Raw genomic sequence first — 12,208 nt, 5'->3', positions numbered from 1 at the left:
TTTACTCTTTTACGCCGTTATCGGCGATGCCTGAAAGAATCGTCTTTTGACACACGACGAATAGAATCAATAAAGGCAACACAGCAATTGTGCTCGCAGCCATAATCTGCGACCAATTCAAGCCGTAGTTACCTTCAGCGATAAAATATTGGCGAATACCCGTTGCGATCAGGTTCAACTCTTGTGAAGTAATCACCAGGCTTGGCCACATGTAACTGTTGTAGTTAGTGATGAACGTAATAAGGAACAATGTGGCAACCGCAGCCCGACACTGGGGAAGCATAATGGCCCACAAAATCCTGAATTCTCCAGCTCCGTCAATGCGTGCCGCTTCGATCAGTGAAGGGTGTATTTTTATAAACACCTGACGAAGGTAGAAAACACCAAAAACAGAGGCCGCATTAGAGATAACCAATCCAGTGTGAGAGTCGAGCAAACCCAGTCTGGCCAGCGTGATGTAGGAGGGAATATAGGTCACCGCACCGGGCAACATGTAGCAACCCATCACAACGAAGTAGAGCACAGTTTTGGAGCGGAATCTCAGTTGAGTCAGTGCATAGGCAAACATGGCTGAGTTGATGATCACCAGCAGAGTTGTCAATAACGCCACACTAAAACTGTTAAAGATGTACAAACCAAATGGCGCACTGTGGAATGTTTCAACAAATGTTTCCCAACGGAATGTCTCCGGGATTAAATTAAGTGGGCTGGAAAAAATTTCATCATTCGACTTCAAAGAGCCCGATATCATCCATAAGAATGGAAACACCATCATGGTTCCGCAGGCCATCAGAAAAATATGCTTAGCCAGCGCAAGAAAAGCCTGTCTTGCCACTAAACGTTCTTTAATGGCAATTCTCTTACGGCTAACGGCTTTTATCTGACCTAACGTGATTGAACTATCAATAGCTTGTGTCGTCATAACCCTGTCCTTAGTAGTAAACCCAGCGCTTACCGATGCAGGTATTGATCAGGGCAAGCAAACCTGTGATCGCTAAAATGACCAGCGAGGTTGCTGCTGCCGGGCCCATTTCATACCGCTCAAATGCCTGTTGATAGAAAAGATACAACAAGGTCCGTGTTTCCCCGCCGGGGCCACCCTGAGTCAGAATCTGAAACTGATCGAATGCCTGCACAGCCGTGATGATATTGACCACCACCAGAAAAAATGTGGTCGGTGAAACCAGTGGTAGTGTTATCCTCAGAAAACGGGTCAGACGACTGCATCCGTCAATTAAAGAGGCTTCATATAAAGATTCGGGAATCTTATTTAAGGCGCTGATGTAAAACAGCATTGTCCAGCCAATAGCTTGCCAGATAGTCACGATGACCACGGCCACCATAGCGGTATCCCCTTGTTCCAGCCACGGGATTTTGTCAAAGCCCATAGACATTAAAAGTTGATTCGCAAGGCCCGATTTAGACTCAAAGACCCAGGACCAGACGATGGAGACAGCAACCGTCGGGGTAATCCACGGAGAAAAGATCACCGCTCGATAAAACTGACTGCCGACAAAATTGCGGTGTAACAGCAAAGCAAACACAAGACCAAGCACAAAGGTAGGAATGACCACAGCGAGCGAGAACCAAAAGGTATTGAGTAAAGCTTGAGTGAACTCAAAGTCCTCTACGATATACTGGTAATTCTCCAGACCAACGAAATTGTATTCTGGCGAAATGTAGTCCCAATCGGTAAAGCTGATATAGACGGAGTAACCAAATGGCACCAACCAGAACGTTACGAGCGGTATCAGTAAAGGTGCAGTAAAAAACAGCACCTTTAACCGGTTCGAAAAATGTTGAGAGAAGGTACGCATGGCTTAACCCTGGCACTTTTAATAATTGTCGATAATTTAAACGGGATATATGACAATTATGTTGAAAAGCACCTCATTTTTTTTATGGGTGCTCATAAGAAAATCTTTAGATAAGGCCATCCCTTTTAATCTGATGGTGCAGCCAGTCACAGAAGAAATTCACCTTTGCGTTGCGATTATTGTTAGTAATCATATAGTGGCCAGACTCCGCAGGCATTGACGCTTGATGTGCCAGCACAATTTCGTTTTTGTTTAGTAACTCGGATGCTGCCAGTGAGCGAACTAACATAACCCCAACGCCGTGCTTTACTGCTTCCAGAGCATGGAGTGAGTTGCTGATTTCCAATTGCACTCTGGGTAAGGTGGTCTCAATTTGATTGTGGCTCAGCCACTGCAGCCAGTTCTCCTGATAGCCCTTAACCTGTACCGCAGGTAATTGAGAGAAGTCTTCATCTTTTAATGATTGTTGATAATCTCGTTTGAATTGCGGACTGCATACCAACTGCCAGTGTTCCTGAAACAGTTTTTCTGCATGCGTTTCTTCGCTATCTACTTTGCCGTTAGTAAGCTCTATATCAACATTTTGACAAGGAGTTGTGGAAGGCCAGTCCACGAGTTGGATATCGAGGCGAATGAAAGGGTATTTCTGATAAAAGCTGTCTAATCGGGGGAGTAACCAGTTGTGGCAAAATGTTTGATTGGCTCTCAGCCTCAACACATCCGCTTTTGGCTCACCAAAAAGAAGCTGAGTCTGCAACTTTAAATGAGCCAGAGAGCCAGAGACTATGGGTTGATATTGCAGTGCCGAAGAGGTGAGCTTGACGCCTCTCCTGGTTCGTTCAAACAATGTGGTATCAAGAAATGCTTCCAGACTCTTGAGCTGTTGGCTCACTGCGGCTTGTGTTACACACAATTCCCGCGCTGCGGCACCAATAGAGCCAAGCCTGGCCACTGCTTCAAAGGCCACCAGGGCTCTTAGTGGGGGTAGCATGAATTCACCTGACTGAAATAAATAAGTACCTGGTTAGGCGCTTATTCAAGCTACTTCAGGCAGGTTACAAGATTTTGACACCCAGATGAAAGATTAATGACTCAAAGAAGATGAGAAGAGATTAATGATAACGGTTCCGGTTAGAATAAAGCCAATACCAATCAATGCATAAATATCCAGCTTTTGCCCATATATCAGCCATGACAAAGCTGCGACCAAGACAATACCTGCACCACACCAGATCGCATAAACCACACCCAGTGACATGGTTTGAACCGTAATCGACAACAGGTAAAATGCCAGGCCATAGGCCATCAATACCGCTGTTGTCGGTATGGGGGCGGTAAATTGATGGGTTCTGGGCAACCAGGACGTTGCAAAGACCTCTAATACAATCGCTAAGGTCAAAGTCAGAGCAGGCGTATTGGATAGCAACATATCAAGCCGTATTTAAACTTTCAAATTCCCGAATTCTGCGAGCCTTGTAAAATTGCAGTTATCTTTGTTTGCAAATTAACGAAACAGGCTCTTGTAAAACGGGGCGGACCATATAGGGCTCCCTGGGTAATAAGATGTCAGCAATATTCCCCATCTGGAGCTTATTAAAATTGATAGATTGACTCTACTGGTCCATCTGAGTCGGTCTGATACACAGCGTCCCGGCAGATGGATATAAGTACTCAACCATACGAAATCGTATTTTCTGACTTATTGTTCAGGCACTCTGACTGCGTTGCAACTCTGGTCAAATAGCTTGCTATGTTCCCGTCGTTTCGCCTTGCAGAGCACCTGCCCAATAAGCCAGACATATTCGATTTCGTATGGCAGAGTACTTAAGGTAACTTATAACAGAATTGGGTTGCCAAATGCAGCAGAATTTTGTCATCTTGCTAAAAAGTCGGTATCTTGAAATTTCGCTTTATGAAAGAGAGGAGTTGTTATGACGGATACTGTACTTGAGAAGCGGCGCTATCCACGCAAGGTTCTGGCTGAGCCCGCCCAGGTCGTGGACAATGACAGTGGTCAACTACTGGGGGTTTTGGAAGATGTATCCAGAGGAGGGTTCAGTATTACTACGGATCAACCCATTCGGTTGGAAGACGTCAGGAATGTTACCATGGTACTGCCTGGTCTTAATGACACAGCGCACCACGTAACACTGGTGGCCAAATGCGTCTGGTGTCAGTCTGGTAATAAACAGGGCGATCACAGCAGGGACTTTGCCGCTGGATTCCAGCTTCATGATATTGAAGAGCAGGATGCAGTCGCCCTGAATTATTTTATCAGGGATTACTGATTAGTCAGGAATTGGGAGATTCAGTGTTTCTTTCAGTTCTTCCATGACAATGTAGCTTTTGGATTCCCTCACTCCCGGAAGCTTCAGTAATATGTCGCCCAGCAACTCCCGGTAAGAAGCCATTTCTGAAATACGGGCCTTGATCAGGTAGTCAAAGTTACCGGAAACCAGGTGGCATTCCAGCACGTTTGGAAGAGCGACAACTGCCCGTCGAAACTCGTCAAAGATATCGGCCGATTTGGTATAGAGGCTGATTTCAACATACACCAGCAAGCCTGCTTGAAGGTACTGGGGTTTTAACCGGGCACTATAGCCCTGAATGATGCCTTCCCGCTCAAGGCGTTTGACCCTTTCCATGCAGGGTGTGGTACTCAAGCCCACCCGATCTGCCAGATCCACATAGGAAATTCGACCGTTTTCCTGGAGTGTGCGAAGAATATTACGATCGATCCTGTCCAGTTGCCGGACGACTTCTTTTCGACTTCTCATTTCAGCAATCGTCTGATTCAGGTAGTTTTGGGCATGGTATAAATTACCGCATTGCTCCAGGTGTCGATGTACACCGGGACGCCTTTTTCCCCGTGGCTCCTGACCGTCATAAGAAGGCTTCAGTCACGGACTGAGAAGAGTATGGCACGTGCAGAGAATATACAAGTGCTGAAACGGTTCTGCAATGTAAAGGATTTGACAGATGCGCTGGTTATTAAAGCGTTCCCGGCAATCGGACAATTTTTCAGGTGGATTCATACTCTCTCTTTGCAGGTAACTTGCTGAGAGTACGAAATGGGAAACCGGTTTATATTACACAACAGCTGATAGGGAATTGTGCCCGCATGTCGTGCTACTTCATTCACCGACAAGTCTTTACCCCAGAGTAAAGCAGGATCTCCCACGTTCACATCACCTATTTCTGACAAATCAACCGTTAACATATCCATGGAGACCCGACCTGTCAGTGGTACTGGCTGACCATTGACGAGTACCGGCGTACCATTGGGAGCCAGGGGATAGCCATCGGCATAACCCATGGCGATGACGCCTAAACGCGTCGTCTTGTTGGTCACTGCGGTACCGGAATAGCCTACCGGGCTGCCAGCAGGGATTTCCTTGATATTGATAATGGCTGAGTGGAGCTCCATGACAGGCTTGAGCCTGGATTCAATGTTATGAGCCTGATCAAAAGGAGAGGCTCCGTAAAGCATAAGACCGGGGCGGCTCCAGTCTGCCCTGGCAGCGGCACAATGAATGAGACCGGCCGAATTGGCAATGCTTCTTTTACCCGGCAATCCAAGGGTATGTTGCTCAAAGACTTCAAGCTGCTGCAGGGTGTAGCCATTGTCAGTTTCGTCGGCACAGGCAAGGTGAGTCATCATGAGAATCTCGTCGATCCAGGGCAGTTGCTCAAGCCTTGCCCAGGCATCGCGATAATCGCCGGGAAGAATACCCACTCTGTGCATGCCGGAGTCCATTTTCAGCCAGACCCTGACAGGCTTCTCCAGTGGGGTTTGTTCAAGCTGTTTTACCTGTTCCGGACTTTGTACAACAATGTCAATATTTTCTGAGGCAATATTGGTGAGTTCGGAATGTTCAAAGAATCCTTCGAGAATAAGCAGACGGTTTCTGATACCGGCTGCCCTGAGCTCCAGGGCTTCTTCAATACAGGCCACTGCAAACCCGTCGGCTTCCTCTGACAGGGAGTGGGCACATCTGATAGCACCATGGCCATAAGCGTCGGCTTTTACAACGGCCAGAACATTGCCCCCGCCCGCCAGTGATTTAGCCAATCGATAGTTATGCTTTAGAGCGTCAAGATGAATGACGGCCCTGGCCGGACGACTCATAGTAGTCGCATTTCCCCCGAGTCAAATCAAACAGCCATGAGCCGAAAATACAGCTCAGGCTGAAGTCTGAAAATGGCAGCAGAGTCTGATAGCGCTGCATTTTCAAAGTTATCTGGATGCTATCAGTTAATAAGTTATTGCTCTTTAAGTGTTTTTATTAATTCTATTAGTGACTAAATAATACCCTTTATAGCTAATTCTCCCTATATTTTGTTTCTTATTGTTCTAAACAGTTGGTCGTCATCTGTATCTAAACTGTCTCTCCAAATGAACATTCACCTGCGATGGCAGCTATTTTTTCATTAGACCGTCAGAGGTAGCGTTTTTTCGGTCACACTCAAGAGGGGCAGTATGATTTTTGTTGATGGGCTGGAGTATCCAGTGTCCGCTTTGATATTAAACGACGGAAGTTTAGTTGTTTCAGAAGTCGGTGAGGAGAGAGGTCGTCTGACCCGGGTTTCAGCCTCAGGAAAGCACCGCCATGTTTTTGCGCAGGTCGACAGGCCCAATGGTATTTTACAGGACAACCATGATGGCAGTATCTGGGTTGCCGAGACCCGTGAGCCATCTCTGCTCAGGCTCAACCCCGATGGCTCACTGGCGGAGAGACTTTACGGAGACGGTGAGAACCCCTTTCTTTGGCCCAATGATATGACTCTGGGGCCTGAAGGGGCCATTTACCTGACAGATTCTGGTATCCGCGTCGCTGACCTGATCACTCGGGAAGGGCCTGATCCGGAAGTCTGGGAGGGGCCAATGCAGGGAAAATTGTTTCGCATTGATCCCGTCAGTAAACAGGTGGATTGCCTTGATGACGGGTTTCGTTTCGCCAATGGTATTGCCTTTGCTCCTGATGGGAAGCTCTATCTCAGTGAGTCGGCAACAGGGAATATCTATCGTTATCCGTTTACAGACAGACTGGAGGTTAGCAGCCGTGAACAGTTTGTGTCGGTCACCGATACTGCCGGCCCATGCCGGGTTGTGGGGCCCGATGGAATCTCTTTTGACAAAGAGGGTAACCTTTATGTGGCCATGTTTGGTCAGGGGCATGTGGCCACTGTCACTCCCGATGGCGAGATTCATCGAACCATTGTGACCAGAGGCTCATGCCCCACCGATGTTGTTTTCGGTGGCAAAGGTAGCAAAAGACTTTACATCACCGAATATCAGCGGGGTAGAGTTGAAATCACCGAAGTACCTGACGAGGGTTTTACTTTTCAATTTTTGTGATTTTGGAACCTTCCAGAGTCAGGTTATACATCAATCCCTTGTTATTGCTGATAAAGCCAATGATGGGAGCTCTAGCGGTTTTAGTGTCTATACCTTCTCCGGCACCAAACTCAGCAATAGCAATACTTCCATCGATACCCGCTTCCCAACCTTCGCTGTTCACGAAGTTGTTCAGAGCCTCGCTGGTCATGAACATGACAATCTGGGAGCGAGCCTGTGCGCCCAGCTGGAAACCGATAGAGGCCGATACGGTATTGTAATAGTCCTGTATTGCTCCATTCTTTAAAAGTGCGCCTTCACCGTATTCACCACCCACAACCAGCCCGCCTTTCAGTACCTTGGGGAAGACCAGGATTCCTTTCGCTCTGCTGCCCAGAGATTTTGCAGCACTGCTCTGTGCATAAAGATTTTTCAACGCTTCATGGACGGTAGCATTGAGTTCAGTGCTGGAAGCAGCATGGGCAGAAAGTGACAAGAAAAGGATAAAAGCCGTTACCAGGAGGTGTCTGAGAGAAGCCATATCGGTGCGATTCCGGTAAATAGTGTTGGTCAATGTGGGATCTTGCAGGGTATGTAAAACGAGAGTACCTGCTTTTCCGGGCGAATAGTACCAGATAAATGAGTGGGTTGAAGACTTTAATACCGGGAGGGAGGGAGAGAGGGAAAACGAGAGTACAACACCCTGAAACAGAGTCCTCTCGAAAGCGTCAAAGTTAGAAGTCGTACTTCATTCTCAGGTAGTAGTTCTGAGCTTTGTAATCTGAACTCTGGTTCAGTTCATAACCCACAACGAAGCTCATGTTATCGTTGCGACGGTAGGTCACACTGGCTGAAGCCTGATAGCTGTTCTTGACAGCGTCGGCCCCTTTTGAGGTGAACTCGGGTCCACCGAGCACGTAACGTGTGGTGGTTTCTACGACATCACCCTTAAAGTCATGCCAGGCCATCAGTTTCAGAGAAGGTTCGAGTTCACCCTGGTCGACTTTGAAAGCCTGACTGATTTCAACGCCAGCACCCAGCTCGACCTTTTGATATTTCTGGCTGTCCACATTCAGGGCAAAACCGGTCGCATACTTGTCATCTTCCTTAAAGGCTTTACTTTTGACCATGGTGTAGTTGAAACCGACCATTGGCACTATCTTCATCTCACCAAAGCTCTGGTTCATGCCCAGCATGGTGGTCAGGCCGTACTGATGACTGATATAGTCCGAAGTAATCGGCGCATCGACAAAGCCATCGATATAACGGCTACGCTCGTTGTTACTGCGACCAATGTTAATGACACCATCCAGGAACCAGTTCTCCTGCTCCCAGGAGCCGTAGAGGCTGACCTGGTAGTTTTTGATGGTAGTGTTGTCATTAGAGTCGTGTTTGTTTATTTCGGCATTGGCTAAAGTGAATGCAGCTCCTACCAGGTAGTCATCGTTGATGGTGGTTTCTGCGCCCAGTGTCAGACCACTCAGATCGGCATCGAAACCGAAAAGTCTGTCTCCACCATCGTTTCTGCGATCATCCTGAGTGACGTCCGAGCCAAGAACCTGCAACCAGAAACCCTGATTGGTGTAACTGCCACCGTATGACAGTCCGCTGTCAGACAGGTCATCTTCCTGAACCGCCCTGACGTGGGCCAGAACGTTGGTCTTAACCTTGGTTTCTGCCGTTACGTTGGTCATCTGGACGGCGTCAGAGTTGTTGAATTTACTCTCTCTGGCGAACTCAGCCAGTTTCTTTACATCAGTAATATTGGAAACGGTCTGGTAAAAGTTATTGAAACTCGTGGAGTTGGTGGAGTCCCGGGTGATCACTGTCATCGTAGCCGCCAGAGCTTCTTCAGTGGTGGCCCCGGCACCTTCCTGTGCAATCAGATTCTTCAGTGCTTCGAGGGTTCTTGGTGTCAGATCTGTGGTCAGAGCATTGCCGTTCTGTGTGACCTCGGTAGTATCAATCAACACAGAGTGCTCAATCGTCAGATCGGATGCATTCAGGCTGGTGTTGGCTTCAATAATTTTTGCATCTTCTACGGTGTTACCAGCTTCTACGACTTCCAGGGTAGGAACAATTTTCAGCGTTGAACCTGGGTTAATATTGGCAGTACCGGTGACAATCAGAGCTGCATTGGCGTCGGAGCCGGTACCCAGCTCTGTTGTAATGACCCCTGTTGAATAAACAGTCAGATCACCATCAATGGTCTGTGCTCCGGGTTTGTCAAAGCTGGCAATACCAGAGATTTTGACGTGTGTTGCGCCGGAATTCTTCTTGATATCACCTCGGAAACTGACGACGTGTGAATCTGACCTTACGACCAAGATGGATTCAATATCCTCAATATCGCCACCAAATGTCGAGTTACCACCTATCGTCAGAATATCACCGGAGCCGGTATAACCCAGCACTTTGCCCTCTACCGTACCGTCAACGACCCCCATGACAAGAGCTCCACCGGCATCGCTGAAGTCAATAGAAGTATCTCCGTTTGTTTTCAGTACACCGCCATTAACTAAGATCGTAGCATTTGTTCCGAGCTTCCCACCTTCTGCTGCTGTGATGGCTGTGTTACCTTGCAGTGTCCCGGTTATGGTGACGATGCCCGACAGCTCTTCTTCAATTCTGAAAGCATCTCCGTCTTCTACCTGAATAGTGCCGCCCAGATTGGTTTCTCCAACATTGATTTGAATGACGCTGGCTTCGCCGTTACTCAACAGGATACCGTGGGTTGTACCTTTACCATACAGGCCGCTGAGCGAAGGCATATTCACGGCGTAGCTGGTATTAGCCTGGCGATAGAGCAGAATGGCTTCGCCATTCGGGTTATCGAGATTGATATTGACTGGCTGAAGTAACGAGCCCTGGACGTAGAAAGTACCGTTGTCAGCATCCAGAATGAATGCATTGGTGTCGGTTGCATCAGCATTAACATTGCGTGTTACTGCACCGAATAGCCCGCTGGCGGCGTAACTATCGCCGTCACTGGTGATTTCTGTCACTGCGCTGGACTGGGTGGCGGCAAATGGAATTGTTGCAGCAATCACTGCAGCGAGAGTCTTCTTCCTGAACAGGCTCTTGTTCATCCTTTCTTCCTTGCAGTAGATGACTGCGATTTTTTCAAATTTGAAATCCGGCTGAATCCACTATCGGCAGACGGCTGGGAATACTTCAGGGCTGAAGAGAAAAAAACCGGACTTTGGTCAATTGACAGGTCAGGAGGTCGATATTTCTCTGGTCCTTTACCCATGAATGGAATCAGACCGGATGAATCAAGACAGGAAGGGTGAGGTATTTTCGGGGCTAAGTGTCTGCAAAAAACGCCTGGCAACGGCCATATCGGCGGTGATGGCTCTGACCTGTGAAATAGCCTATTCCAGACAGATTGTGACCAGCAGCGAAACCATTGAGCCTAACCAGATCATTCAGGCCTTGCCTGAAGATGAAACCGCTATTGAAATTCGCAATCCTTCTGGCAAAAGCGTGCTTCTGATTGAGGGACTGGTTTTGAATCCGGATACCGATGGCAATGCACAGTCTGCTGTTCGATACATTGGCCCGAGTTCCGGTTTTCTGCTCTGGCTGGGCCCAAAAGGCGAGATAAGAGGGGAAGGACAGTCAGACGGCATTCTGATTGACGCGGGTCAGTAGCCCGACTCTGAAAATCCTCATTGGACTGAGAGGAGGAGCAGTCAGTGATATCTCGGGAGTAGAGCAGATCATTGTTTATGATCATGGCAGAGACGTGGATGATGCACCTGTTCTGAAAGGCAATATCCTGCAAGGCTCCAGTATCGAGCGTCCCGATTTGTTCATAGAAGGGCCGTTGAAGATTGTTAATGATGCCACCACTGCACAGACGCTGGATGTGGATATTCAGCAATCAGGCAATGGACGTTTGATTATTTCTTTACCTGAAAATGCAGAGACAAGCGCCCCTGTTGTGGTCACCGGGCAGGTTGATTTTGGTAGTTCGCCCGCTATTCAGGTTGTTCCCACTGGTGAAACCTTTGTCAGATATCGGATTGCCACTGCGATGGCCTCGGCCATACTGATGGCAGAAGCAACGCCTTTCCCGGCAATGTCGTAGGCAGTGCCATGATCTACTGAAGTTCTCAGGAAGGGTAAGCCGCAGGTGATTGAAATGGTTTTATGGAAGTCCACCATTTTGGTCGCAATGTGTCCCTGATCATGATAGAGCGAGATGACAGCATCAAACTTTCCATTCAGAGCCTGATAAAACACCGAGTCAGCAGGCAGGGGACCGGACACGTTCAACCCAAGCTGCTGTAGTTCAAGAACAGCAGGCCTGATTTCTTCCTGCTCTTCATGTCCAAACAGTCCGTTATCTCCACAATGAGGATTTAACCCGGCTATAGCCAGATGGGGGGTCTCAATACCCAGAGATTTCATGGCATCAACCGCTTTTTGAGCACATTGAATCAGGTGATGTCGGGTGACGTAGTCACAGGCCAGCTTGAGAGACAGATGTCGTGAAAGAAAAAAGACTTTCAAGCCCGCAACCTCAAATAAAGTGAGTGGGTTCTTGCTGTTTGTCAGCTCGGCAAGAATCTCGGTGTGTCCTGCCTGTCTGATATTAGCCGCGTCCAGGGACATCTTATTAACAGGGGGCGTTACCAGAGCCTGGGCCTGCCTCTCCAGAGCCAGTTGTGTTGCCAGTTGAATACAGTCGTAGGCCATCTTTCCTGCGGCTGGGGAAACTCTGCCCGGCTCGACACTTTGAGGAGGGGCAGGTGGCTCAAGGACATTGAGAATACCTGTCCGTGGATCAATATCCGAACAGGCCTCAACAGAGTTGATAGTAAGAGGCGAAGCGCTGATCGAAATGGCTTGCTGAAGAATCTCCACGTAGCCGACGACCAGCAATCGACAGGTATTGGAGAAGTCATTGGTTAAAAGTGCCTTTATCAGGATTTCCGGGCCAATTCCGGCCGGGTCACCCATTGGAATACAGATAAGGGGTTTCATCACTCACAGCAACGTCTGGCTGGACTCAGTCTGATTGATAGCTGTGAGTTTAGTCCATGCA

The 12,208-nt window shown here is 48.1% G+C and carries 13 protein-coding genes; 4 read left to right on the top strand and 9 right to left on the bottom strand.

Annotation, left to right across the window (positions count from 1 at the left end; all coding sequences use genetic code 11):
* Position 1 precedes the first annotated feature (1 nt).
* From ACO6V5_RS17860 to ACO6V5_RS17845, 4 genes are all read right to left on the bottom strand, one after another.
* A complete protein-coding gene (locus ACO6V5_RS17860) occupies positions 2-922 on the bottom strand; it encodes a carbohydrate ABC transporter permease (RefSeq protein ID WP_422139605.1) in 921 nt (306 codons plus the stop codon).
* Positions 923-932: 10 nt separating this feature from the next.
* Positions 933-1,817 (bottom strand): carbohydrate ABC transporter permease, encoded by an 885-nt coding sequence (locus tag ACO6V5_RS17855; protein ID WP_422411590.1) that lies wholly within the window; start codon positions 1,815-1,817, stop codon positions 933-935.
* Positions 1,818-1,923: 106 nt separating this feature from the next.
* A complete protein-coding gene (locus ACO6V5_RS17850; protein ID WP_422411588.1) occupies positions 1,924-2,808 on the bottom strand; it encodes a LysR substrate-binding domain-containing protein in 885 nt (294 codons plus the stop codon).
* Positions 2,809-2,901: 93 nt separating this feature from the next.
* Positions 2,902-3,246, bottom strand: coding sequence for a DMT family transporter (locus tag ACO6V5_RS17845; RefSeq protein ID WP_422411586.1), 345 nt, complete (start codon positions 3,244-3,246; stop codon positions 2,902-2,904).
* A 502-nt stretch (positions 3,247-3,748) separates the two neighbouring features.
* Here ACO6V5_RS17845 and ACO6V5_RS17840 point away from each other — a divergent pair.
* Entirely contained in the window at positions 3,749-4,105 is a 357-nt protein-coding gene (locus ACO6V5_RS17840; RefSeq protein ID WP_422139607.1) for a PilZ domain-containing protein, read from the top strand.
* Here ACO6V5_RS17840 and ACO6V5_RS17835 read toward each other — a convergent pair whose 3' ends face one another.
* Together ACO6V5_RS17835 and alr are read right to left on the bottom strand one after the other, a co-directional pair.
* The gene (locus ACO6V5_RS17835; RefSeq protein ID WP_422136430.1) at positions 4,106-4,594 is read right to left on the bottom strand and encodes a winged helix-turn-helix transcriptional regulator; all 489 of its coding nucleotides are present in this window, start codon (positions 4,592-4,594) and stop codon (positions 4,106-4,108) included.
* A gap of 254 nt (positions 4,595-4,848) precedes the next feature.
* Positions 4,849-5,946 (bottom strand): alanine racemase, encoded by a 1,098-nt coding sequence (alr, locus tag ACO6V5_RS17830; RefSeq protein ID WP_422136431.1) that lies wholly within the window; start codon positions 5,944-5,946, stop codon positions 4,849-4,851.
* Positions 5,947-6,297: 351 nt separating this feature from the next.
* Between alr and ACO6V5_RS17825 the strand changes: the two genes are divergently transcribed.
* Positions 6,298-7,176, top strand: a complete 879-nt coding sequence (locus ACO6V5_RS17825; RefSeq protein WP_422136432.1) for an SMP-30/gluconolactonase/LRE family protein — start codon at positions 6,298-6,300, stop codon at positions 7,174-7,176.
* Here the strand turns inward: ACO6V5_RS17825 and ACO6V5_RS17820 are convergent.
* Positions 7,157-7,729 (bottom strand): BPSL1445 family SYLF domain-containing lipoprotein, encoded by a 573-nt coding sequence (locus ACO6V5_RS17820; protein ID WP_422136433.1) that lies wholly within the window; start codon positions 7,727-7,729, stop codon positions 7,157-7,159. The genes ACO6V5_RS17825 and ACO6V5_RS17820 overlap by 20 nt on opposite strands.
* Positions 7,730-7,889: 160 nt before the next feature.
* The gene (locus ACO6V5_RS17815; protein WP_422411582.1) at positions 7,890-10,244 is read right to left on the bottom strand and encodes an autotransporter domain-containing protein; all 2,355 of its coding nucleotides are present in this window, start codon (positions 10,242-10,244) and stop codon (positions 7,890-7,892) included.
* Between the two features lie 181 nt (positions 10,245-10,425).
* Between ACO6V5_RS17815 and ACO6V5_RS17810 the strand changes: the two genes are divergently transcribed.
* Positions 10,426-10,809, top strand: a complete 384-nt coding sequence (locus tag ACO6V5_RS17810; protein ID WP_422136435.1) for a hypothetical protein — start codon at positions 10,426-10,428, stop codon at positions 10,807-10,809.
* Positions 10,793-11,248: a hypothetical protein gene (locus ACO6V5_RS17805; protein WP_422411580.1), complete on the top strand. Its 456-nt coding sequence runs from the start codon at positions 10,793-10,795 to the stop codon at positions 11,246-11,248. Before ACO6V5_RS17810 ends, ACO6V5_RS17805 begins: the two co-directional genes overlap by 17 nt.
* Here ACO6V5_RS17805 and pdxA read toward each other — a convergent pair.
* Positions 11,143-12,147 (bottom strand): 4-hydroxythreonine-4-phosphate dehydrogenase PdxA, encoded by a 1,005-nt coding sequence (gene pdxA, locus ACO6V5_RS17800; protein WP_422136437.1) that lies wholly within the window; start codon positions 12,145-12,147, stop codon positions 11,143-11,145. The two genes, ACO6V5_RS17805 and pdxA, sit on opposite strands and share 106 nt — an antisense overlap.
* Between the last annotated feature and the right edge of the window lie 61 nt (positions 12,148-12,208).

This window comes from Endozoicomonas sp. ALD068, assembly GCF_049310145.1.
Classification (GTDB): Bacteria; Pseudomonadota; Gammaproteobacteria; order Pseudomonadales; family Endozoicomonadaceae; genus Endozoicomonas_A.
Note: the sequence above shows the minus strand (reverse complement) of the source record. Positions and strands in the feature narration are given on the sequence as shown.

What these genes read in the sequence shown, in the direction of transcription:
- ACO6V5_RS17860 (WP_422139605.1), bottom strand. Translation starts at nt 922, where the DNA reads ATGACGACACAAGCTATTGATAGTTCAATCACGTTAGGTCAGATAAAA.
- ACO6V5_RS17815 (WP_422411582.1), bottom strand. Translation starts at nt 10,244, where the DNA reads ATGAACAAGAGCCTGTTCAGGAAGAAGACTCTCGCTGCAGTGATTGCT.
- ACO6V5_RS17810 (WP_422136435.1), top strand. Translation starts at nt 10,426, where the DNA reads ATGAATCAAGACAGGAAGGGTGAGGTATTTTCGGGGCTAAGTGTCTGC.
- ACO6V5_RS17855 (WP_422411590.1), bottom strand. Translation starts at nt 1,817, where the DNA reads ATGCGTACCTTCTCTCAACATTTTTCGAACCGGTTAAAGGTGCTGTTT.
- ACO6V5_RS17850 (WP_422411588.1), bottom strand. Translation starts at nt 2,808, where the DNA reads ATGCTACCCCCACTAAGAGCCCTGGTGGCCTTTGAAGCAGTGGCCAGG.
- pdxA (WP_422136437.1), bottom strand. Translation starts at nt 12,147, where the DNA reads ATGAAACCCCTTATCTGTATTCCAATGGGTGACCCGGCCGGAATTGGC.
- ACO6V5_RS17845 (WP_422411586.1), bottom strand. Translation starts at nt 3,246, where the DNA reads ATGTTGCTATCCAATACGCCTGCTCTGACTTTGACCTTAGCGATTGTA.
- alr (WP_422136431.1), bottom strand. Translation starts at nt 5,946, where the DNA reads ATGAGTCGTCCGGCCAGGGCCGTCATTCATCTTGACGCTCTAAAGCAT.
- ACO6V5_RS17835 (WP_422136430.1), bottom strand. Translation starts at nt 4,594, where the DNA reads ATGAGAAGTCGAAAAGAAGTCGTCCGGCAACTGGACAGGATCGATCGT.
- ACO6V5_RS17825 (WP_422136432.1), top strand. Translation starts at nt 6,298, where the DNA reads ATGATTTTTGTTGATGGGCTGGAGTATCCAGTGTCCGCTTTGATATTA.
- ACO6V5_RS17840 (WP_422139607.1), top strand. Translation starts at nt 3,749, where the DNA reads ATGACGGATACTGTACTTGAGAAGCGGCGCTATCCACGCAAGGTTCTG.